Source organism: Blautia sp. OF03-13 (genome assembly GCF_003460685.1).
Lineage (GTDB): Bacteria > Bacillota > Clostridia > Lachnospirales > Lachnospiraceae > Fusicatenibacter > Fusicatenibacter saccharivorans.
On sequence record NZ_QTVR01000007.1, the window covers coordinates 168199 to 190196 of the forward strand.

Here is a 21998-nt window from a genome sequence, read left to right on the forward strand (position 1 = left end):
TCAAACGTAAGAGACCCCGGCGCCGTAAGGCGGCCGGGGTTTTTCTGTTTTTAACCAAAAGAAACTTATCATATATAGCAGGATATGATATAATTTTTATTAGTTGAAATAAAAGAGAATAAGAAAGGAAAAAAGATGGACTACTTGGAGGCAATTGATGAAACCTCTTATTTATCAGTACCGAATGCAATGGAGAGAACTGCTACAGTGCGTGGGAGTTGTGCCGGATAATATTTCTTCCCTGGTACATGCGTTTGGAATTCGTTTGAAAAAACAGGAGATATGGCATCCAGCATATGAAGCCTTTTGCCGATGCGGGGAACCGTATGTGCTTACCATGGAAAATCTGAAGGGTATTACAGAAGTACAGCCTGTCGGAACGTGTGTATACATTGTGGAAAACGAAATGGTATTCAGCTATCTTATGGAACAGGTGCAGGGAAAGAATGTGTCGCTGCTGTGTACGTCGGGACAGCCGCGGTATGCAGCATTAAAACTGATTTCGTTGATCGTACAGAGTGGGATTCCCATTTACTACAGTGGAGATCTTGACCCGGATGTGATCAAAACCAGAATCTGTAAAATACGAATTGTGAATGATGGGAAAAGATAGAACAGAAAGGATTTTACCAGCATGATTACAAAGGCGGACATCAAACAGGAGACGAATTCCGTATCATATAACCGTGGAAAAAAGATCTATGAAGAACAGAAAGTGCATGCTTTTCAGGTACAGGAAATGGAGGATATTTTCGGATATCAACTGCATAAAATTACAGCTGTCGTAGACGGAAGCGGAAAAAATATGTATTGTGTCAGCGTTTCTGTAGATGAAGAAATGTCTGAAATTATGGAAGATGATTGTGATTGTCCGGCACATGAGCAGTACTGGGGATTGTGCAAACATTGTGTCGCTGTTTTGCTGTACTATCTTGAATGGCGGAAAAAAGAGAGAAAAAAACTGGAAGAAAAAGTGAGAAATGACGAAGAACATCAGGAACTGGAGCAGCTTCTTCGTGCTGTCGGCGTGAAAAAAGGAATGAAAGAATTCCAGGGAGAACATAAAATTGTCAGAAAAGTAGTAAAACCAACACCAAAAGCAGAGACAAGCCCCGGTTTTTCTGAACTGCTTTCACATTATGTGATGCGGGATCAGGTTGCTTTTCTGCCGAAAGCAAAAGCAGGTCAGGTTAAACTGGAAATTCATCTGGAGAGCCAGTTTGACGATTCCTTTCGGGCAGAATTTAAAATCGGAAGCAAAAGGATGTATGTATTAAAAAGTGTTTCCAAAATGACAGCAGCTGTAAAAAATATGGAAACGGTCAGCTACGGTGCGCAGCTTTCTTTTTTGCACTGTATGGATGCTTTTGAAGAAGAAAGCCGTCCGATGGTAGAATTTCTGAGCGCATATACCATGGAACGCGGCTCATGCTATCAGATAGGTACCGGCAGCTATGCGTCCTGCTTTGATGACCGTTATGTGATGATTTCTGTGCAGAATATGGATGAATTTTTTGAGGCTGTTGGCAGCCAGGAGTTCTTTTGTCGTACGAACTGGAGAGAAGAAAAACTGTGGCACTGCCAGGAGGGGATGCCGCAGTATGAAATGAAGCTTTTACGGAAAGCGGATGGCCTAAAGGTACAGATGTACGCGGATCCCATTTTTTATGGCAGAAAATATTTGTATTTTCTTTCAGAAAAAAATACAATTTACCGAATCCCAAGGGAAGAGATAGCAGAAGTCTGCGACTTCCTGGAATATATGGAGCGATGTCCGGACGGAGTCTGTGAAATTGCAAAAGAAGATATCCCGACCTTCTGCCAGGGACTTCTTCCGGTGTTGGAGGAACATTTTAAGGTAAAAAAAGAAGAAAAGCTGGAATTACAGCAGTATCTTCCGCCGCAGGTGGAATTTCAGATTTATCTGGATGCGCCGCAGCATGATATGATTATCTGCGAACTTCTGGCTGTCTATGGCGAGAAAAAATACAATGTTTTTGCAGATGCAAACGATATCCATCAGCTTTCCCATGGCCGTGATGTACGGAAAGAAGCAGCGGCAAACCAGCTCGTTCGATCCTGTTTCAGCGCCTATGATGCGCGGAAACATCAGATGCTTCTCCAGGGAGCCGATGAGATGTATGAGTTTTTAAGCAGCGGTATGGAAGATCTGCAGAAACTGGGCGAAATTTTTGTTTCTGACCGGTTAAAAGCGATCCGTGTCATCCCGTCCCCGAAAGTTTCTGTCGGTGTATCCCTCGCAGAAAATGTACTGGAACTTCATTTGAATCCGGGCAATTTTGGCATGGAGGAACTGGCAGAGATTCTTTCAAAATATGACCGGAAAAAGAAATTTTACCGCCTGAGGACTGGTGAATTTATGGATATGGACGAGGACGGTATCCGCGTTCTCTCGGAACTGCGGGAAAATCTGCAGATCTCCGAGGCAAAGCTGAAGAGCGGCGAGATCACAATTCCGAAATACCGAGCACTCTACCTCGATACCCGTTTAAAAGAGCAGGATGATCTTCAGGTTGAGAAAAACCGCGAGTTCCGTATGCTGATCCGAAATATGAAAACTGCAGAGGAGAACGATTTTGAACTTCCGGACAATCTGCAGGCACAGCTCCGTGAATATCAGAAAACAGGATTCTGGTGGCTGAAAACCTTATGCCAGAACGGCTTTGGCGGTATTCTGGCGGATGATATGGGACTTGGAAAGACGCTGCAGACCATCGCCTTTCTCTTATCTGAAATGCAGGAAGCACCCGAAGATGCAAATCGTCGTTCTTTGATCGTTGCACCGGCATCTCTCGTCTATAACTGGGAGAGCGAATGTGCCCGCTTTGCTCCGGAGCTGCAGACGAGACTCGTCGCCGGCACACAGGAACAGAGGAAAGAGATGATCCAAAATGCCGGTATGCAGGATATTTTGATTACCTCGTACGATTTGCTCCGCCGCGATATCGAACTGTATCAGGATCTCCCGTTCTTCTGCGAGATCATTGATGAGGCGCAGTTCATCAAAAATCACGCAACGCAGGGAGCAAAAGCCGTGAAAACGATCCATGCATCGTTCCGCCTGGCATTAACCGGAACACCAGTAGAAAACCAGTTAAGTGAACTATGGAGCATATTTGATTATCTGATGCCGGGATTCCTCTATGGATATCAGAAATTCCGCGAGCAGTTTGAACTTCCGATTGTGCGGAATGGCGACGAAGAAAGATTAGAACGTCTGCAAAAGATGATCCGTCCGTTTATTCTGCGCCGTCTGAAGAAGGAAGTGCTGAAGGATCTGCCGGATAAAATTGAGAAAAATATGGCTGCCTGCATGGAACAGAAGCAGAAGGAGCTGTATCATGCACATGCCCAGCGGCTGGCGCTTATGCTGCAGAACCAGACAGAGGAAGAATTTGCCGATTCCAGGTTCCAGGTGCTCTCTGAACTGACGCGGCTGCGTCAGCTCTGCTGTGATCCTGCGCTTGTTTACGAAAATTACGAAGGCGGTTCGGCAAAACTCGATCTCTGCATCGAGCTGATTCAGAGTGCCGTGGAATCCGGCCACAAAATCCTGCTGTTCTCCCAGTTCACTTCGATGATCGAGATCCTGACCGCGCGTCTGCAGGAAGAAAGCATCAGCTACTTTGTCCTGCAGGGAAGCACGAAAAAAGAGCAGCGTGCACAAATGGTGGAACAGTTCAACCGGGATGACACGTCTGTATTCTGTATTTCCCTAAAAGCAGGCGGAACCGGCCTGAACCTGACCGGCGCGGATATCGTCATCCATTACGATCCATGGTGGAATGTTGCAGTTGAAAATCAGGCGACAGACCGTGCACATCGTATTGGGCAGAAAAATGTTGTGACGGTATACAAATTGATTGCAAAAGGAACCATCGAGGAAAAAATCATCAAGCTTCAGCAGAGGAAAAAAGAGCTGGCGGAAGAGATCCTTTCCGGTGATGAAATTAAGACAGCATCCTTTCAGAGAGAGGAACTGCTTGAGCTTTTGGAAGAACGGTTCTGAAACCGCAAAAAGCAGAAAAAGATTTGATGTAAGGACGAAATGCAGCAGCAATGCAGGAAAATATAAAAGGGATACGTTTCTGTCATACCCTGAAAACGGGCGGACAGGAAACGTATCCCTTTTACAGTAATAGTCTATTCAAAACCAATCTTACAGAAGCTGAATATTCATCACATCCATCACCTCTCGTGTCTCCATCGGCCATACCGAGCACTGTACCTCTCCGATGTGCGCTTTGCGCAGGAAAAACATACAGATACGGGACTGTCCGATACCGCCGCCGATTGTCTGCGGGAGAGTGCCGTTCAGAATAGATTTCTGGAAGGGAAGCTTCGCGCGGGACTGGCATCCGCACTCCTTTAACTGGGCGCGGAGAGCATCTGCGTTGACGCGGATACCCATGGAGGAGAGCTCAAGGGCGATGTCAAGCACTGGATAATAAACGATCAGATCGCCGTTTAAGGACCAGTCGTCGTAGTCCGGGGAACGTCCGTCCTGACGCTCTCCGGAAGCAAGCACGCCGCCGATCTGCATAATAAAGACAGCACCTTTTTCTTTGGTGATTGTATACTCTCTTTCCTTTGGAGTCAGATCCGGATAGCGATCCTCAAGTTCCTGGGAAGTGATAAAGAAAATTTCATCCGGCAGAATGGTTTCGATGTAGTCGTACTGGTCTGCCATATGTTTTTCCGTGTTTTTCAGTGCCTCATAGATATCTTTTACGGTACTCTTTAAGAAATCAAGATTGCGTTCTTCCGGGGACATGATTTTTTCCCAGTCCCACTGATCCACGTAAACGGAGTGAATGTTGTCGGTCACCTCGTCCTGGCGGATGGCGTTCATATCGGTGTAGATGCCTTCTCCCTCAGAGAAGCCGTATTTGTGAAGCGCGTACCGTTTCCATTTTGCCAGAGACTGAACAATTTCAGCGGTTTTCTTGGTACCCTGATCCTTTAACTCAAAAGAAACCGGGTGTTCTACGCCATTCAGATTGTCATTCAAGCCGGTTTCCGGCTGTACAAAAAGCGGAGCTGTTACACGGAGCAGATGCAGACGATGTGTCAGCTCGTGCTGGAAATAATCCTTTACTGTTTTAATCGCCACCTGTGTATCGTGGAGGTTTAATGCAGATTTGTAACCCTGCGGAATAATAATTTCTCCCATTACTTTAAAACCCTCTTGTTTTAGATTTGCTTTTCGAATCACGCCTTCTCAAAAAGCTTCAAATTTAGTTTACCATGTTTTCCATGGAAAGCAAGGAAAAGATACGAAAAAACCAAAGATAGTAAAGAATTTTTTCGACATAATTTTTTTGCTGAAATTCTCCCCGGAAATACGAATTTTTCCGAAAATCAGAGCGCTTATGAAAGAGGCGGAATTATTCGGAAACCCACTGGCGCAGAAACGCTGCGGACTGTTCGATGAACGATAACTGATCCGGCGCATCGAAATGCTCGATGGCGAGATAACCGTCGTAATCGCACGCTTCTAAATCTGTAAGAAGCTTTGCCATCGGCAGATATCCCGTTCCGGCCGGTGTCTGGCCAAGGCCGCGGCAGAAACGTCCGTGAACGAGCGGGCTTTCGGCACGATCCTTACAGTGAACATGGACAATATAATCCTTCAGAAGCCAGGCAGCATACGAAACATCCTCATCACTGAAAGCAAAATTTCCGATATCAAGCGTATACCGCAGCCCCGGCACGTGCTCCATAAACCAGAGCAGCGGATATGTGCGTGCAAACGGCTGTAAAAAACCGTCAAAGTCCTCTAAGGTAATCGTAACGCCACGCAAAGCCGCATATTCGGCGAGTGAGGAAAGCGCATGTACCATATTTTGAATCGATTTGTTTTCGGCCATAAAAGTACTCGTTGCCTCATAGGTGCTGCTGCAGGCTGCAAGCTCTGCCGCTTCGGCAGTTTCAAGCGCGCCTGCAACAAACAGGACACGCGAAACCTGCTGCGATGCCGCAGTATCGAGCATCTGCTGTGCTCTGCCAAGATCCGTATCATGGGAAAAATCAAAGGTTTCATGCATACAGCTGATCACCAGCCCCGCATCGGAAAGCATCGGGGCAATGACCTCTTTTTCTGATGCAAACAGACTGTAGTTCATCTCAACAGCCGAAATTCCCTGATCCCTGCAGAACGCGAGCACTTCCGGAATCGTCTTACCGGATTGCTCACACGCCTGTAGAATGTGTTCGTAAAAAACGGAAAGCTTTCTCATATAACATTTCCTCCTGATTTATGCAATGTGTACGCAGATTCCATCCGCGTATTGCAGAACATTTTTGATCGTGAAATCAGACCCCTGTTTTGAAAAAATCAAACGGGATACAGATATCGGTAAACTGCAGTTGCTATTTTTCGTGTGAAGAAAGATACACTTCCTCTGTAGATGGATTCACCCATGCATTATCCAGTGGTGCCGGTCTTCGTACTACAGGAACGCACCAGCGCACCCCGTTTTTGATAATCTTCTGAATCACCGGCATATGGTAAATGGGGTATTCCTCGTGTCCCGGCTGAAAATAGAAAATTTTGCCCAGCCCACGTGTAAAGGTGCATCCGCTGCGGAACACCTCACCGCCTGCAAACCATCCCGTAAATACCACATCATCCGGTTTGGGAATATCAAAAAACTCCCCGTACATCTCTTCCTCCGGAATATCCACCCATGCCGGAATTCCCTGCGCGATCGGATGGGTCGGACACGTACAGAACAGTCTCTCACGATCCCCATGCCGCCACCGAAGCGTCATACTTGTTCCGAGAAGCTTCCGCATAATCTTGGAATAATGCCCTGAATGCAGAACTACCAGCCCCATTCCGGCCAGCACATGACGCCGAACCCGCTCGGCCACATCGTCCGAGAACTCCTCCTGCAGCATATGATTCCAGAACACCAGCACATCGGTATTTGCCAGCACTTCTTCCGTCAGCCCATGCTCCTTCTCGTCAAACACAGCCGTCCGAACCGAAAGCTCCTCCTCTTGTCCCAGAAACTTTGCAATACAGGCATGAATCCCGTCCGGATAAATCTCTTTCACTTTCTCCTGTGTTCGCTCATGCTGAAACTCATTCCAGACCGTAACTCGTATCATTCGTCCACCCTCCTTCTATAAGAAAAAAATATATCATTTTCAAAAAGTTATCGATAGCAAATTTTGAAAATAATGAAAAAAGCAGTCGTTCACACTCTGCGGTACTGAATTTTTGCGTTATTTTCTGGCCTTACTATAAATTATACTCGTGCTATACCAATATTTCAATTCACAAATTCCTTGACATCCCCTCCGAAATCCCGTATACTAAACAATGCGCAGCCGGGGAGATAGCGGTGCCCTGTACCCGCAATCCGCTACAGCGGGGGTGATGCCAATCCGAGGGCTCTTTCATTGCGAAGCTGCCTTCTATAAGTGACGTTGACGTCTGGGTCTTACGCAACAGGACTCCATGAACCGTGTCAGGGCAGGAATGCAGCAGCACTAAGTGGAATCTCCTGTGTGCCGTGAGGGTGCCTGGGCCGAGTAGGCTGTAGGAGTAACGTTCGTGGTGAGAGTTCGAAGTGCGGCGCGCATAAAAAAGAAAATCCAAGGAAGCCTGAACCCCAGACTTCCTTTTTTCGTACAAAAAATAGAAACTCCCGCGCTTTCTTCCCCCGAACTATTGTGAGAACGAAAAAAATAGGGTATAATGTAAACATTCCATAATACTGCCAAGAAACAAGAAGCAGTCGTGAAAATCTAATAAAGAACAGGATGGGAAAAGTCATATGTTAAGAATTGGTCTGTTAACAAGCGGCGGAGACTGCCAGGCATTAAATGCGACCATGCGCGGAGTCGTAAAAGGCCTTGCAAACAATGTAAAAGATCTCGAAGTATACGGATTCATGAACGGCTATAAAGGCCTCATCTACAGCGATTACCGCATGCTCAGTGCAAAAGATTTTTCCGGTATATTAACACAGGGAGGAACTATTCTCGGAACCTCACGTCAGCCGTTTAAGCTGATGCGTACCCCGGATGCAAACGGTCTGGACAAAGTGGAAGCAATGAAGCATACCTACCACAAGCTCCTTCTGGACTGCCTTGTCATTCTTGGCGGAAACGGAACCCAGAAAACAGCAAACCTCTTGAGAGAGGAAGGACTGAATATTATCCATCTTCCGAAAACCATCGATAATGATATCTACGGAACGGATATGACCTTCGGTTTCTACAGTGCCGTCAATATTGCATCCGATGCGATCGACTGCATCCATACAACAGCTTCCTCTCACCAGAGAGTTTTTATCGTAGAGGTTATGGGTCATAAAGTAGGCTGGCTGACTCTGTACGCCGGAATCGCAAGCGGCGCAGACGTTATCCTGATTCCGGAAATTCCATACGATATTGAAAAAGTATGCGAGGCCATCAACAGACGAAAAGAGCGCGGAAGCGGATTCACCATTCTTGCCGTTGCCGAGGGTGCAATTGCAAAAGAAGACGCAGCACTTCCGAAGAAAGAGCTGAAAAAACGTCAGGAAGAAATCGCAAAGAAATACCCGTCCGTATCCTACAAGATCGCAGAAGAGATCGAGGCAAAGACAGGCATGGAAATCCGCGTCACCGTACCGGGCCACATGCAGCGAGGCGGCAGCCCGTGTCCGTATGACCGTGTCCTTTCCACAAGACTCGGATCCGAGGCAGCACAGCTTATTCTGGACAAACAGTACGGCTACATGGTCGGAATGGTCAACGGAAAAGTAAAGAAAATTCCGCTGGGCGAGTGCGCCGGAAAATTAAAGACCGTAGATCCGAATGCACAGGAAGTCCTGCAGGCAAAACGGATGGGAATCAGCTTCGGCGATTGATGCGTTCCCGAAAAAAGGCAAGGAAAAAGAACGGAGGCCTTAAAGCAAGAAGAACAAGGTCTCCGTTCTTCTGTTGCACTGCTGTCCAAAAGAAACTGCCGGCGGCAGGCTTCCATGCCGATGCAATAAAAGGAGAAAAATTTTATGAGCTATACTGCTCTGTACCGAAAATTCCGTCCTTCCACCTTTGAGGATGTAAAAGGACAGGATCACATTGTAACAACATTAAAAAATCAGATCCGCGCGGACCGCATCGGTCATGCGTACCTGTTCTGCGGAACCCGCGGAACAGGAAAAACGACGATCGCCAAGATTCTTGCCCGCTCGGTCAACTGCGAACATCCCGTGGACGGAAGCCCGTGCAACGAATGTCCGACGTGTAAGGCGATTCTGGCGGGCGTTTCCACGAACGTCATCGAGATCGACGCGGCATCGAACAACGGTGTCGACAACATCCGTGAAATCCGTGAGGAGGTAGCCTACCGGCCGACACAGGGACGGTATAAAGTCTATATCATCGACGAGGTGCATATGCTTTCTACCGGAGCGTTCAATGCACTCTTAAAAACCCTGGAGGAGCCGCCGTCCTATGTCATCTTCATTCTGGCGACCACAGAGGCAAACAAAATCCCGGTGACGATCCTTTCCAGATGCCAGCGGTACGATTTCCGCCGCATCACGATCGATACCATCGCGGCGCGTCTTAGTGAACTGATGGAAAAAGAGGGCGTGGACGTCGAAGAAAAAGCCATCCGCTACGTCGCAAAGGCGGGCGACGGCTCCATGCGAGACGCGTTAAGCCTCCTGGACCAGTGCATCGCCTTCTACCTCGGGCAGAAGCTGACGTACGATAAAGTCCTTGAAGTTCTCGGAACTGTTGATACCGAAATCTTCAGCCAGATGCTCCGCACGATCCTCGCCGGGGATGTAACGGGAAGCATCCGCACGCTGGAAACCCTTTTAAACCGCGGAAAAGAGCTGGGACAGTTCGTTACCGACTTTACGTGGTATCTGCGGAATCTGCTGTTGGTAAAAAGCGCAGATGAAACCGAAGAACTGCTCGACGTCTCTACAGAAAACCTGAAGCTCTTAAAAGAAGAGAGCACGATGGTAGATGATGAGACGCTGATCCACTATATCCGCGTTTTATCCGAGCTCTCCGGCCAGCTCCGCTATGCGGCGCAGAAGCGCGTGCTCGTTGAGGTGGCGCTCGTCAAACTCTGCAAACCGCAGATGGAGCAGAACCTCGAATCCGTGCTGGAGCGGCTTAGGATTCTCGAAGAAAAAATGGAGCGCGGAATCCCGATGATGGTGACAAATGCACCGGGAGCAGGAAACGGCAGTGCAGGAGGCTCCGGAGCGGCCGGAAACGGCTATGCGGCGGCAGAAACATCGCAGAGTGCACCGGCACCAGTGAAAGCCGCACCGGCGGATTTACAGCGCATCAGCGCGTCCTGGAAGGCAATTGTCGGCCAGACAAGCGGCATGTTCCGCCAGTTTCTGCAGAGCGCCGTTCCGAAATACAACAGCGAGACGGGCGACGCCAAACTGTTTGTTGAGTTTGCAGACCAGCTCGCATCCATTTACGTTGAGCGGCCGGAGGCAGCCGATGAGATCCGCACCATTATTGAACAGATGACTGGAAAAACCGTAGAGGTCCAGCTCATTTTAGCAGACCAGCATGCAAACGCCGCGCTCTCCACGATTTCCGTGGATGATGCACTGACGCAGGCGATTCATGGAATCCCGGTCGAGGAGGACGACGAGAGCGACTTCGACGACGGGGAAGAATAGATTAAAAACAAATTTTTCAGGAGGATATTACCCATGGCAAAAAGAGGAGGATTCCCGGGAGGAATGCCGGGCAACATGAACAATCTGATGAAGCAGGCTCAGAAAATGCAGAAGCAGATGGAAGAGAACCAGAAAGCACTGGAGGAGAAAGAGTTCACTGCGACAGCAGGCGGCGGAGCCGTAGAAGTAACCATTTCCGGTAAAAAAGAAGTAACCAAAGTTAAAATCAGCGAAGATGCCGTAGATCCGGACGACGTAGAAATGCTCGAGGATCTGATCATGGCAGCAACCAACGAAGCACTGCGCAAAGTTGAGGACGAGGCAGCCAAAGCTATGGGCAAACTTGCCGGCGGACTCGGCAGCATGGGCGGAGGATTCCCGTTCTGATGGATTACTACAGCGGATACATCAATCAGTTGATCGAGCAGCTGTCCCATCTGCCTGGCATCGGTGTGAAAACCGCACAGCGACTGGCCTTTCATATTATGAATATGCCGGCCGACCAGGCAAAACGGCTGGCCGATTCGATCACAGAAGCAAAATCCCACGTCCAGTACTGCAAGTGCTGCCAGACCCTGACCGACAAAGAGCTGTGCCCGATCTGCGCAAATGTCAAGCGCGACCACAGCGTGATCATGGTGGTGGAGACGACGCAGGATCTTGCGGCATATGAAAAAACCGGAAAATACGACGGCGTTTACCACGTCCTGCACGGGGCCATCTCCCCGATGCTGGGGATTGGGCCGGACGACATCCGGTTAAAAGAGCTGATGCAGCGCCTCCAGGGCGATGTCTCGGAGGTTATCGTTGCCACGAACTCCAGCCTGGAGGGCGAGACAACGGCCATGTACATCAGCAAGCTGATCAAGCCGACCGGAATCAAGGTGACGCGGATTGCAAGCGGCGTTCCGGTGGGCGGCGATCTGGAAAATATTGACGAAGTCACCCTTCTGCGTGCGTTAGAGGGCAGAACGGAGCTGTAATTATGGGCAGAAAAAAAGTGACATCCAGTGATGTCGCAGCAGCCTCAGGCGTATCCCAGGCGACGGTCTCCATGATCCTGAACCGGCGGGAAAACGTTTCGTTCTCGCGGGAAACCGTAGAAAAAGTGGAGGCGGCGGCAAAAGAGCTGGGCTACCAGATTCCGCGGCGGAAGATGAGAAGAGAGTCGAACGGCAACAAGCTGATCGTCGTCTTCTGTCCGACGCTGACGAATCCTTACTATGTGATGCTGCTGCACGGCATCGAAGAAGTTGCAAAAGAGAAGAATTACGGGGTCTTTGTCTGCAATACGCAGAGGGACCTGAAAATCGAAGAGAATTATCTTCGGATGATGAAGAGTGTGCGCCCGCGCGGCATTATCTACACCTGCAATCCGAGCAGAAGCTGCAAGGAAAAAGTGGAGGAGCTGGCCGCGGAGATTCCGCTTGTCATCATCAACAACCGAGAAGAACTGCTGGAAATTGATGCGGTCGAGCTGAACAATGCAAAACCCGGCAGGCTGATGGCACGCCACCTGCTGGAACTGGGACACCGGCATGTGGCGTTTGTTTCACCTCCGCTGACTTCCAAACAGGGCCAGCGCCTGAAACGCGTGGAGGGCTTTGTGCGCGAGTTTGAGGAGGCAGGATACGGCGACGGCGTGATCGTCAAATCGGCGGATGAGGACCTCGACGAGGTGATCCCGAGCATGGATTCTGAGTACAAGATGGGCTATTATCTGACGAAGGAACTGCTGCGGGAGGACAAGAACCTTACGGCAATCGTCGGCATGAATGATATGATAGCGTTCGGGATCATGGACGCCGTGCTCGAGAGCAAACTGCGCATTCCGGCGGATATTTCCGTAGTGGGATGTGACAACACCGTCTATTCCAGCTTCCGCTCGATTTCCTTGACGACGATCGACCACTATGTGCCATTGAAGGGCCGCGATGCGTGCGATATCATCCTGCGGAAAATCCAGTCTCTTCGGGAAAGCCAGGACGGCAATGAACCCTTAAGCACGTATCATGTCGAGTATGAGCCGAAACTGATCGTGCGGCGCAGCACTTCGTATGCAAGAACCGAAAAATTAAAAAATAAATAGGACGGCTGAATTTATTATTAATAATTTTGAATAAAACAGCTCCGGCGCAAACCGGGAAAACACAAAGAAAAGGAAAAACCGGAAAAAATGAGAAAAAATCCGCCAGAGTAATTTATAAAATAGTATTTATAAATAATAAATTAATTAATAAAAATGAGGCCGACTTGACGGAAAAACCAAACATATCTATACTGGAGATAACAGAAAAACGGAGCCGTTCTGCGGAAAACAACAGGCCCCGAAACCTTACGAAAGTATGAATATGGGAGGAAAAACAACATGAGATTTTTCATCGACACAGCAAAAGTAGAGGACATTAAAAAAGCAAACGACATGGGCGTTATCTGCGGCGTTACCACCAACCCGTCCCTGATCGCAAAAGAAGGACGTGACTTCAAAGAGGTCATCAAAGAGATCACCGAGATCGTAGACGGACCGATCAGCGGCGAGGTAAAAGCTACCACAACAGATGCAGAAGGCATGATCAAAGAAGGCCGTGAGATCGCAGCCATCCATCCAACATGGTTGTTAAAATCCCGATGACCGTAGAAGGACTCAAAGCTGTTAAAGTTCTGAGCGCAGAGGGCATCAAGACAAACGTAACCCTGATCTTCTCCGCAAACCAGGCACTTCTGGCTGCAAGAGCAGGTGCAACTTATGTTTCCCCATTCCTTGGAAGACTCGATGACATCAGCACCCGCGGCGTTGATCTGATCCGTGAAATCGTTGAGATCTTCGACGTAGCCGGCATCGACACCGAGATCATCGCAGCAAGCGTCCGCAACCCGATCCACGTAACCGACTGCGCACTGGCTGGTGCAGACATTGCAACTGTTCCATACAATGTAATCGTACAGATGACCAAACATCCTCTGACCGACGCCGGAATCGCAAAATTCCAGGCTGACTACAAAGCTGTATTCGGCGAATAAGACCTAAACATGATTGCATAAAAGCTGGAAATATGGTATTGTGAACGAAGTGACAATAGCGATATTTCCAGCTTTTGATTCCGATCCAACTAAACAAGGAGAAAAGACATGAACAAGTTAGAACTTCAGAAGACGGCCAATGAGATCCGCAAAGGGATCGTCAGCGGCGTTCATGCAGCAAAGGCCGGCCATCCGGGCGGATCTCTGTCTGCAGCCGATATTTTCACGTATCTGTATTTTGAAGAAATGAACGTGGACCCGAAAAATCCAAAAGATCCGGACCGCGATCGTTTTGTACTTTCGAAAGGCCACACAGCGCCGGGACTCTACGCAGCACTGGCTGAAAAAGGTTACTTCCCGAAAGAAGACCTGCTGACCCTTCGTCACCTTGGCTCTTACCTGCAGGGACATCCGGATATGAAACATATCCCGGGCGTTGATATGTCAAGCGGTTCCCTCGGACAGGGAATCTCCGCAGCAGTCGGAATGGCACTCGGTGCAAAACTGCAGAACAAAGCATTTCGTGTTTATACACTTCTTGGCGATGGTGAAATCCAGGAAGGTCAGGTCTGGGAGGCAGCCATGTTTGCCGGAGCAAAACATCTGGACAACCTCGTTGTGATCGTAGACAACAACGGACTTCAGATCGACGGAAACGTAGCAGATGTCAACAGTCCGTACCCGATCGACAAAAAATTCGAGGCATTCAACTTCCACGTAATCAACGTAGCGGACGGCAACGATTTCGATCAGCTGAAAGCTGCATTTGATGAGGCGCGCACCGTAACAGGCATGCCGACCGCCATCATCACAAAGACCGTAAAAGGAAAAGGCGTTTCCTTCATGGAGAACCAGGTAGGCTGGCACGGAAAAGCTCCGAACGATGAAGAGTACGCAATTGCTATGGCAGAACTGGAAAAGGCAGGTGAAGCGTTATGTCAGAAGTAAAGAAAATCGCAACAAGAGAAAGTTACGGTAATGCACTGGTTGAACTTGGCGCAGAGCATGACAATCTGATCGTACTCGACGCTGACCTTGCAGCAGCAACCAAGACCGGTGTGTTCAAAAAAGCATATCCGGACCGCCACATCGACTGTGGTATCGCAGAATGTAATATGATGGGAATCGCTGCCGGTCTTTCCACCACAGGCATCGTTCCGTTCGCAAGCACCTTCGCGATGTTTGCCGCAGGCCGTGCGTTTGAGCAGGTGCGCAACTCCATCGGATACCCGCATCTGAACGTAAAAATCGGTGCTACCCATGCCGGAATTTCCGTAGGAGAAGACGGCGCAACACATCAGTGCAACGAGGATATCGCCCTGATGAGAACCATCCCGGGCATGGTCATCCTGAACCCGGCAGATGATGTAGAGGCAAAAGCCTGCGTGAAAGCAGCTTATGAATACAACGGACCGGTTTACCTTCGTTTCGGACGTCTGGCAGTGCCGGTGATCAACGACAGACCGGATTACAAATTTGAGCTCGGAAAAGGCGTTGTTCTCCGTGAAGGCAAGGATGTCACCATCGTTGCAACAGGCCTTTGCGTAAGCTCCGCTCTGGAAGCAGCAGAGAAACTTGCCGCAGACGGCATTGATGCCAAGATCATCAACATCCACACCATCAAACCGCTGGATGAGGAGCTGATCGTTGCAGCAGCAAAAGAGACTGGCAAAGTCGTAACCGTAGAAGAGCACTCGGTGATCGGAGGACTTGGAAGCGCAGTCTGCGACGCACTGGCAGAGAAATGCCCGGTTCCGGTGAAGAAAATCGGTGTACAGGACGTCTTCGGAGAGTCCGGCCCGGCAGCCGCTCTTCTTGCAAAATACAAACTCGACGGCGAGGGCGTTTACGAGCAGGTAAAAGAGTTCTGTAAATAAGATTTTTCGAAATAAATGACAAAAGAAAACAGGCAGAGGCTACACCGGAAAACGGTGCGGTCTCTGCCTGTTTTGTTGTCTGCAGTTTTTCTTAAAGCAGAAGTTCGCTTGTCCCGGCCGCCTCAAGTTCCCGGCAGGCGAGCAGGATTCCCTGCGAGATGGATTCCGCCATATGGAAAATCGTGGCAAGCCGGGTTGTCTGCAGAAGAAGCTGTTCAAAACTGCCCGATACATTCACAATGCCTGTGATAAAAATATCTCCGACCTCGGGCAGCGTCTTCCCTGCCCCCGCGCCCGGCCGGATCGCCCCGTTTCCGATCGTGATGTATCCCTGATGACGCCGCGAACCAAGCGAAGCATCGATCGCAACGAGCAGTGCCTCCGGGTGGCGGGAATGGATGTACGAAATCCGGTCCGGTAGATTCAGGGCGTGCACCGGGTTATCCAGCGTTCCGTAGACATGAAAAACGCGGCTGCAGTACGGCGAAAGCTGGTACCCGATCAGCGGTCCTAAGGAATCCCCAGTGATCCGGTCGCTTCCGATGCAGAGAAATACCAGTTCACGGAACATGCGTCCGTCCTTTTGAATGCAGTAAGAAAACAGCGACGCCAGCTCTTCGCTGGCGCTGCGGCTTCGCTCATTGATGTAGTAAACTTCGGCGTCTTTTTTTCGAAACATGACCGGTACCTGCCTTTCAGAAGAATCATCCACAGTTTAACCGTATATGGTATAAACTATTCCTGCAATGAAAAAAACATGACATGCCCTCCGGTGCAGAAAAACGGGAAAACAGTCGGAAAAAACCGTGACAGCCCTGCCCCAAAACGATCTTTTTCGCGGAACATCCGTGATAAAGTAGGCAAAAAGGGGTGAAAAGCATGATTGAGATTGTCTATAAAGAAAACAAAGAGCAGGCGAACGGCAACGAGGGATACTTTCATCTGCCGAAAAATATCCGCCAGGTCGGTGATACGAACGGCAGGGAGCGGATTTATCTGGAAGATTATGTCGGAACCTTTCTGAAAAAATATTTTTCCGCACCAGAGGGACGTGCCGCCATGCTGTTCGGTGAATTTAAGTGGGCGGACGGAATTTCCTACTTTTTTATCCGCAGCGCGGCCGCGATTCATACGATGGAGCCGGCGCCGGATCACCTGGTCTTCGATGATGCAGTATGGACGGAGGTCCACGATGTGATGGAAAAATATTTCAAAAACCAGCAGATCCTCGGCTGGGCACTTTCTCTTCCGGGATACGGGGAGGATCTGAATGAACAGATCATCCGAGCGCATCTGAACCACTTCGGCGGAAATGACAAGACGCTGTTCCGCGTCAACGGACAGGAAAAAGAGGAAACCTTCTATACGTACGAGGGCGGCACCCTGCGGAGCACGGGAGGCTTTTACATTTATTATGAAAAGAATGAGCCGATGCAGTCGTATCTGATCGATCAGAATCAGAACCGGTCGATCGAAAACGGAGAGAGCGTGCCCGACCGCGCTGTCAGCGATTTTCGGAAGATGATTGAGGAGAAGAGCGGGGAGGAGCCGGAACACGATCACAGAAAGCCGATCCTCTATGCGATGACAGCATGCGCGGCTGCGGCGCTTCTTGTGACGGTGACGCAGAAATACGGAGATGCGCTGCCGTTTCCGGGGAAAACAAAGGAGCAGACGGTAGCAGTGGCGGGAAACGTACAGGGAGAGAAGACACAGACGGCGGAGAGTGCAGCGGAAGCATCAGCGGCGGAAGAGGGAAACACAGGGGAAAATACTTCGACACCGGAAAGCACAGGAACGGAACTGGAAACGGAAAATGAGAGCGGGAGCGCGGCGGTAAGTGAGGAGCAGAATTTATCCGGAACGGATCCGGCAGGCAGCGGAGAGCAAAGCACATCCGGCGGGGAGCAGACTGGTGCAGCGGAGAACAATACCGGTACGGTGCAGACAGATCCAGCACCGGGAGCAGAGCCATCGTCCGCCCCGGGAACTGCTTCCGGCAGTGAGACGGCAGAAACCGCCGCGCAGGTCTGGCAGGAGTACACCGTACAGAAGGGGGACAGCCTCTCGAAAATCAGTGAGAGATATTACGGAACGATGAGCAGAGTGAAAGATATCTGCGAACTGAACCAGATCGCGGTGGAAGATCTCATATATGCGGGGCAGAAAATATACCTCCCAAAATAGAGAAAAATATGGTACACTAGAGCGGAATCAAACTGCGGCCGAAAGGGCGGCAGAAAATAAGTCCGAAAAGAACATAAGGGGAATGAAAATGGACGGAAAAAACAGAGAAGAACAGGAGAACGGAGCAAAAGTCCGGGATCTTGAGGAGTATAAAGCAGAAAACAGAAAAAGAAAACGCAGACGCCGGATCACCGTTGGAATCCTTGCAGGAGCCATTCTCGCGGCCGGAATTGGTACAGGGGTATGGCTTCAGCTGCGTACTTTTCAGGGATACGACACAGTACAGGCAACAGAGACCGAGGACACCGATACGTATATGTTTCAGAAATCCGGAAATAAGATCGTGCGCTACGGTATCGACGGCATCGAACTGCGCGACCGGGAAAATCAGACCCTCTGGAGCGATCATTATACCATGGAAAATCCGCAGATGATATCCTGCGGCGATGCAATTGCCATTTACGATAAAAACGGAACCAAAATTGTTGTATACGATGCCGATGGAAAGGCCGGCGAAATTACCGCGTCGTATCCGATCGTGAAAGCATCCGTTGCAGGCCAGGGCGTCGTTGCGGCGATTCTGGAAAACAACGGGGAGAGCTGGATCAAATACTATAATACCGATGGAACGGAGATCGCCTCCTCTCACCCGAACATGGACAGCCCGGGCTATCCGATGGATCTCTCACTTTCCGCGGACGGACTCTGGATGGCGGTTTCCTACGCTTACGAAGACGGCGGCAAGATGAAATCACAGGTCGCTTTCTACAATTTCGGAAGCAGGGGCGAGGATCTGGTGGACAATCTTGCAAGCTCATCGAGCTACACCGATATGCTGTGCCCGCAGATCGAAACCGCGGGAACATCCTCATGGGTTGCCTTCTTTGACAACGGCTTCCGCGTTTATGAAGGAACAAACAAGCCGAAGGAAACGGTGAGCGTATCGGAAGATGGAGAAATTTTAAGCTGCGCGTATGCGGACGACCGCGTGGTTCTGATTCTGCGCGGGGAGAGCGACGATCATCCTTACCGGATGAAAATCTACAATCTGAAAGGAAAGCAGCTTGCGGATGAAAATCTGGATTTCTATTACCAGAACCTTCAGATAGAAGAAAAACAGATTCTGCTGACGAACCGGCAGGAGCTGTGTGTATATACCTTAAATGGAAGAAAGAAGTACAGCGGCGTGGTCAGCGAAACACAGATTCACGAGATCCTCGGCATGGGGCAGAACCGGTATCTGCTCGCGGAGGAGGACGGCGTTTCGATGATCCGGCTGAAATAGGAGAAGAAAAACATGAATTGGCTGAGATACGTATTACTTGCGGTGTGCATTCTTTCCGCGCTGGCTGGATATCGAAAGGGGCTGGTCCGGACAGTGCTGTCCATGGTGTCCCTGATTCTGGTGACAGGACTGGCGATCTGGATGAATCCGTATGTGACGGATGTGCTGAATGAGCGAACGGAGCTGCCGCAGTATGTGGAGAAGAAATGTTTAGAGACATTTGAAAACAATGAATTTCTGTCGGGGGAAAACCAGGATGTGCAGAAGAAATGGCTGGAGAGCATGGGCGTGCCGGAGGAGCTGGTGAACCAGATCCTCGGAAGCGGCGCGGTGCGGGAGTACCAGGAGGAACAGCTGCACAGTCTGGCATCCTACGCGGCGAAGGCGGTATCGGAAAAGATTATGAAAGGAATCGCTTTCTTTCTGACACTGGTGCTGGCCGTTGGTTTCGTGACGATTGCGGTGAAAATTGTGGAATTGATTGCGGAGATTCCGGGGATCAGCTTTTTGAACCGCATGGGAGGAGCAGGACTTGGTGTCGTGCGTGCGGTGCTGTGGATCTGGATTTTCTTTGCGGTGGTGTACTGCTTTCAGGCGACACACTGGGGGAATGTATGCATGAAGCAGATCCAGGGCGATATGGCGCTGGCATGGATTCGGGAGAATAATCCGGTGCTGATGCTGTTGAAGAATGTATTATAAGATGAGAAAAAACGGTTCCTTGTGGGGCCGTTTTTTGGTGGGAGGGGGGACGAGGAAAAGCGGACGTCGTGTGGGCGGCGGATGCGGTGGGAGGGGAGAAACGTGCCGGGGTGCGGGGCTGTGATTTGGGTGGGGCGGAGACCTTGGCGTGGATGGGACGGAACGGGGGAGCACCGAGACAATTCGTCAGGAAAACTGATGTTTTCCCGACTCAGTGTCTCTTGAAATCCGGCTTTGTGAGCCGGATTTCATCTCCCCCGTTCCGTCCCGTCCGCGTCAGGTTCCGCTCCCACCCAAATCAATGCCCCGCGCCCCGGCACGTTTCTCCCCTCCCACCGCATCCGCCGCCCACACGCCGACCGCTTTTTCTCTGAAGTTGAGAGCGGAAGAATCTGCTAGATAGAAGGGGATAAGAATGGAAATGAAAGAACAAATAGGATATTAGTGGAAAAAGTTGAGAGTTGTGGAAAATATGGGGGTTGAACTGATATGAAAAGAAATATCTATAAAATATACGTATTTATATAAAAAAAATTACATGTTTTTGTGAAAAAAATATTTATGTGAATTTATAATGAATAAAAACTGAAAATATGTACAAAAAGCACATTGAAAAAAGAAGAAATATAGATATAATGTAAGTATGTAGACGAAAAAGAAAAGCTGAACAAGACTATTTGCATATGAAAAATAAAAAAAACGATGGAAAATATGTAATTATAGATGACGGGACAGCAGGGGGGCTGTTTCTGAGTGAGAATGAATACTATGTTGATGAGAATAAAAAAGTTGTTTTGTGCAATTCTGAAAAAAAAGATAATCTGTTTAGAAAGAGATATAAACTAACACATGGCGATAAGTGTTATAGTATCATCAAATATTTTTGCCCAGAGGTAGAATTTATCTCTATAAAAATTATGGAAACAGGGGAAAGAGGTAGCATTGATTCATTCAAAGCGGCGTTAGAATGGTGCTTAAAAGAAAAGATAAAACTTGTGCATATGAGTGTTGGAACAACAAATTATATAGATGCAAAAAAGATAGAAAATATTATAAAACAAATGGTTTCTAATAAAATGATATTATGTGCAGCGCTATCAAATACAAACTTTCCTACATGGCCGGCATGCTTTGATGGGGTTTTCGGGGTAAGAAATTATATTGCTAAATTGCAGGAAAAAGAAATTTCGGTGTCTAAATCATTTCCTTTTTCGGAAATGAATTCGATACAGTTAAATTTTGATGACGTTTTAAAGAAGATTGTTGGGAAAGAATACAAATCAAATAGTTTTGCAGCTCCGATTATTACTGTGCTTTTGATATGTTATTTAAGGAAAAATAAAAAAGGTTCATACCAAGATGCAAAAAAATTTATTATGAATCATATAAACAAATGTATCTATGAAAAAGAATTGGAATGGAATGGGATTGTGAATAATAAAGCGTGGTCAATTCCGATAATTTTAACACGTACTGTTATTGGGGCAAAGTTGTTATATGAGTGTTTTGGGAAGGAAGACTATGAGTGTATAGTATTAACATCAGAAAAGAACCTAAAAGAGTCTTGCGTGGCAGAAATTCCATTAGAATTTTATACGCATGGGAATGTGACAGAGACGTTAATAATGGCAGTAAATACAATATACAATCCAGATGTGCTTATTATTCAAACGGATAAAAATATATTTGAAAGTAATAGTTTGATAGATTTTGAGGTTTTTGATAAAAAAGGATGGAATGTGAAAACAAGGATGGAGCAAATGCAGTTTGAAAATTGTTATAACGCATATAAATGGATAATAATGCAACTTTTAGACGACTAAAATTTACTGGATTACTTTTGCGATCGCAATGGGTAATAAAATTATGCTCGAAGGGAGGTATTCAAATGAAGAAAACGCTTAAAAAGAAAGAACATAAGGGAAGAAATAATGTGAGTGTTTATGCAAATGGACCGTGTTCATGCACATGCTTTTCTACGTGTGGGTCTGCCTATGTTCAGAAAGCTCAGGCGCAGAATCAGTTATACACAAGTGTATTTGGATCTAATGCTAATCACTAAAATGTAAGAAAGATGAGGGCTGCTACAGTGTTAATTAGTTGTAGTCCTCATTTTAATTAGAGGATAAGTTTAAAAGTTGATTTAAGCATTATAAAAAATCGTTTAAGAATATGGCTAGAAGTATTATAGATCCTTTGAAATAGCGTTTGTTAAAATGTTGATATGTTTGTTGTAGAGTAAAA

17 protein-coding genes, 1 other RNA gene and 1 pseudogene are annotated in these 21998 nt (G+C 48.2%); 15 read left to right on the forward strand and 4 right to left on the reverse strand.

Annotation, left to right across the window (positions count from 1 at the left end):
- Positions 1-157 precede the first annotated feature (157 nt).
- Complete coding sequence (locus DXA55_RS07420; RefSeq protein WP_117813546.1) at positions 158-613, forward strand: DUF2399 domain-containing protein; 456 nt, start codon at positions 158-160, stop codon at positions 611-613.
- A 21-nt stretch (positions 614-634) separates the two neighbouring features.
- Complete coding sequence (locus DXA55_RS07425; RefSeq protein ID WP_117813548.1) at positions 635-4030, forward strand: DEAD/DEAH box helicase; 3396 nt, start codon at positions 635-637, stop codon at positions 4028-4030.
- Between the two features lie 150 nt (positions 4031-4180).
- Here DXA55_RS07425 and asnA read toward each other — a convergent pair whose 3' ends face one another.
- The 3 genes from asnA to DXA55_RS07440 form a co-directional block, all read right to left on the reverse strand.
- The gene (gene asnA / locus DXA55_RS07430) at positions 4181-5194 is read right to left on the reverse strand and encodes an aspartate--ammonia ligase (protein WP_022463264.1); all 1014 of its coding nucleotides are present in this window, start codon (positions 5192-5194) and stop codon (positions 4181-4183) included.
- Between the two features lie 214 nt (positions 5195-5408).
- Positions 5409-6260 carry a sugar phosphate isomerase/epimerase family protein gene (locus DXA55_RS07435; RefSeq protein WP_117805070.1) on the reverse strand — a complete coding sequence of 284 codons (852 nt, stop codon included), beginning with the start codon at positions 6258-6260 and terminating at the stop codon, positions 5409-5411.
- 133 nt (positions 6261-6393) lie between these two features.
- Complete coding sequence (locus tag DXA55_RS07440) at positions 6394-7137, reverse strand: ThuA domain-containing protein (protein WP_117805071.1); 744 nt, start codon at positions 7135-7137, stop codon at positions 6394-6396.
- 214 nt (positions 7138-7351) lie between these two features.
- Between DXA55_RS07440 and ffs the strand changes: the two genes are divergently transcribed.
- From ffs to DXA55_RS07485, 9 genes and pseudogenes are all read left to right on the forward strand, one after another.
- Positions 7352-7614, forward strand: an RNA gene (gene ffs, locus DXA55_RS07445) — signal recognition particle sRNA large type.
- 194 nt (positions 7615-7808) lie between these two features.
- Positions 7809-8888, forward strand: coding sequence for a 6-phosphofructokinase (locus DXA55_RS07450; protein WP_022463267.1), 1080 nt, complete (start codon positions 7809-7811; stop codon positions 8886-8888).
- 144 nt (positions 8889-9032) lie between these two features.
- Entirely contained in the window at positions 9033-10682 is a 1650-nt protein-coding gene (dnaX, locus tag DXA55_RS07455; protein WP_117813550.1) for a DNA polymerase III subunit gamma/tau, read from the forward strand.
- Between the two features lie 33 nt (positions 10683-10715).
- Positions 10716-11069 (forward strand): YbaB/EbfC family nucleoid-associated protein, encoded by a 354-nt coding sequence (locus DXA55_RS07460; RefSeq protein ID WP_022463269.1) that lies wholly within the window; start codon positions 10716-10718, stop codon positions 11067-11069.
- Positions 11069-11665 carry a recombination mediator RecR gene (gene recR, locus DXA55_RS07465; RefSeq protein WP_022463270.1) on the forward strand — a complete coding sequence of 199 codons (597 nt, stop codon included), beginning with the start codon at positions 11069-11071 and terminating at the stop codon, positions 11663-11665. The genes DXA55_RS07460 and recR overlap by 1 nt, the downstream gene beginning before the upstream one ends.
- 2 nt (positions 11666-11667) lie before the next feature.
- Positions 11668-12771, forward strand: coding sequence for a LacI family DNA-binding transcriptional regulator (locus DXA55_RS07470; RefSeq protein WP_022463271.1), 1104 nt, complete (start codon positions 11668-11670; stop codon positions 12769-12771).
- Positions 12772-13050: 279 nt separating this feature from the next.
- Positions 13051-13703: pseudogene (gene fsa / locus DXA55_RS07475) on the forward strand (fructose-6-phosphate aldolase).
- A 108-nt stretch (positions 13704-13811) separates the two neighbouring features.
- The gene (locus DXA55_RS07480; protein ID WP_055219293.1) at positions 13812-14651 is read left to right on the forward strand and encodes a transketolase; all 840 of its coding nucleotides are present in this window, start codon (positions 13812-13814) and stop codon (positions 14649-14651) included.
- Complete coding sequence (locus DXA55_RS07485) at positions 14639-15580, forward strand: transketolase family protein (protein WP_055219295.1); 942 nt, start codon at positions 14639-14641, stop codon at positions 15578-15580. The genes DXA55_RS07480 and DXA55_RS07485 overlap by 13 nt, the downstream gene beginning before the upstream one ends.
- A gap of 91 nt (positions 15581-15671) precedes the next feature.
- On the opposite strand, the gene yyaC is transcribed toward DXA55_RS07485, so the two are convergent.
- The gene (yyaC, locus tag DXA55_RS07490; RefSeq protein ID WP_117813551.1) at positions 15672-16259 is read right to left on the reverse strand and encodes a spore protease YyaC; all 588 of its coding nucleotides are present in this window, start codon (positions 16257-16259) and stop codon (positions 15672-15674) included.
- A 200-nt stretch (positions 16260-16459) separates the two neighbouring features.
- On the opposite strand from yyaC, the gene DXA55_RS07495 reads away from it, so the two are divergent.
- The 4 genes from DXA55_RS07495 to DXA55_RS07510 all read left to right on the forward strand — a co-directional run bounded on the left by DXA55_RS07495 (position 16460) and on the right by DXA55_RS07510 (position 21577).
- Positions 16460-17767, forward strand: coding sequence for a LysM peptidoglycan-binding domain-containing protein (locus DXA55_RS07495; RefSeq protein ID WP_055226858.1), 1308 nt, complete (start codon positions 16460-16462; stop codon positions 17765-17767).
- A gap of 88 nt (positions 17768-17855) precedes the next feature.
- On the forward strand, positions 17856-19052 hold the full coding sequence (locus DXA55_RS07500) for a DUF5711 family protein (protein WP_055226860.1): 1197 nt from the start codon (positions 17856-17858) through the stop codon (positions 19050-19052).
- Between the two features lie 12 nt (positions 19053-19064).
- Complete coding sequence (locus tag DXA55_RS07505) at positions 19065-19754, forward strand: CvpA family protein (protein ID WP_117813553.1); 690 nt, start codon at positions 19065-19067, stop codon at positions 19752-19754.
- A 683-nt stretch (positions 19755-20437) separates the two neighbouring features.
- Entirely contained in the window at positions 20438-21577 is a 1140-nt protein-coding gene (locus DXA55_RS07510) for a hypothetical protein (RefSeq protein WP_055226864.1), read from the forward strand.
- The last annotated feature ends 421 nt before the right edge of the window (positions 21578-21998 follow it).

Coding starts and splice junctions, on each gene's coding strand:
- DXA55_RS07420 (WP_117813546.1), top strand. CDS start 158: ATGAAACCTCTTATTTATCAGTACCGAATGCAATGGAGAGAACTGCTA.
- DXA55_RS07425 (WP_117813548.1), top strand. CDS start 635: ATGATTACAAAGGCGGACATCAAACAGGAGACGAATTCCGTATCATAT.
- asnA (WP_022463264.1), bottom strand. CDS start 5,194: ATGGGAGAAATTATTATTCCGCAGGGTTACAAATCTGCATTAAACCTC.
- DXA55_RS07435 (WP_117805070.1), bottom strand. CDS start 6,260: ATGAGAAAGCTTTCCGTTTTTTACGAACACATTCTACAGGCGTGTGAG.
- DXA55_RS07440 (WP_117805071.1), bottom strand. CDS start 7,137: ATGATACGAGTTACGGTCTGGAATGAGTTTCAGCATGAGCGAACACAG.
- DXA55_RS07450 (WP_022463267.1), top strand. CDS start 7,809: ATGTTAAGAATTGGTCTGTTAACAAGCGGCGGAGACTGCCAGGCATTA.
- dnaX (WP_117813550.1), top strand. CDS start 9,033: ATGAGCTATACTGCTCTGTACCGAAAATTCCGTCCTTCCACCTTTGAG.
- DXA55_RS07460 (WP_022463269.1), top strand. CDS start 10,716: ATGGCAAAAAGAGGAGGATTCCCGGGAGGAATGCCGGGCAACATGAAC.
- recR (WP_022463270.1), top strand. CDS start 11,069: ATGGATTACTACAGCGGATACATCAATCAGTTGATCGAGCAGCTGTCC.
- DXA55_RS07470 (WP_022463271.1), top strand. CDS start 11,668: ATGGGCAGAAAAAAAGTGACATCCAGTGATGTCGCAGCAGCCTCAGGC.
- DXA55_RS07480 (WP_055219293.1), top strand. CDS start 13,812: ATGAACAAGTTAGAACTTCAGAAGACGGCCAATGAGATCCGCAAAGGG.
- DXA55_RS07485 (WP_055219295.1), top strand. CDS start 14,639: ATGTCAGAAGTAAAGAAAATCGCAACAAGAGAAAGTTACGGTAATGCA.
- yyaC (WP_117813551.1), bottom strand. CDS start 16,259: ATGTTTCGAAAAAAAGACGCCGAAGTTTACTACATCAATGAGCGAAGC.
- DXA55_RS07495 (WP_055226858.1), top strand. CDS start 16,460: ATGATTGAGATTGTCTATAAAGAAAACAAAGAGCAGGCGAACGGCAAC.
- DXA55_RS07500 (WP_055226860.1), top strand. CDS start 17,856: ATGGACGGAAAAAACAGAGAAGAACAGGAGAACGGAGCAAAAGTCCGG.
- DXA55_RS07505 (WP_117813553.1), top strand. CDS start 19,065: ATGAATTGGCTGAGATACGTATTACTTGCGGTGTGCATTCTTTCCGCG.
- DXA55_RS07510 (WP_055226864.1), top strand. CDS start 20,438: ATGAAAAATAAAAAAAACGATGGAAAATATGTAATTATAGATGACGGG.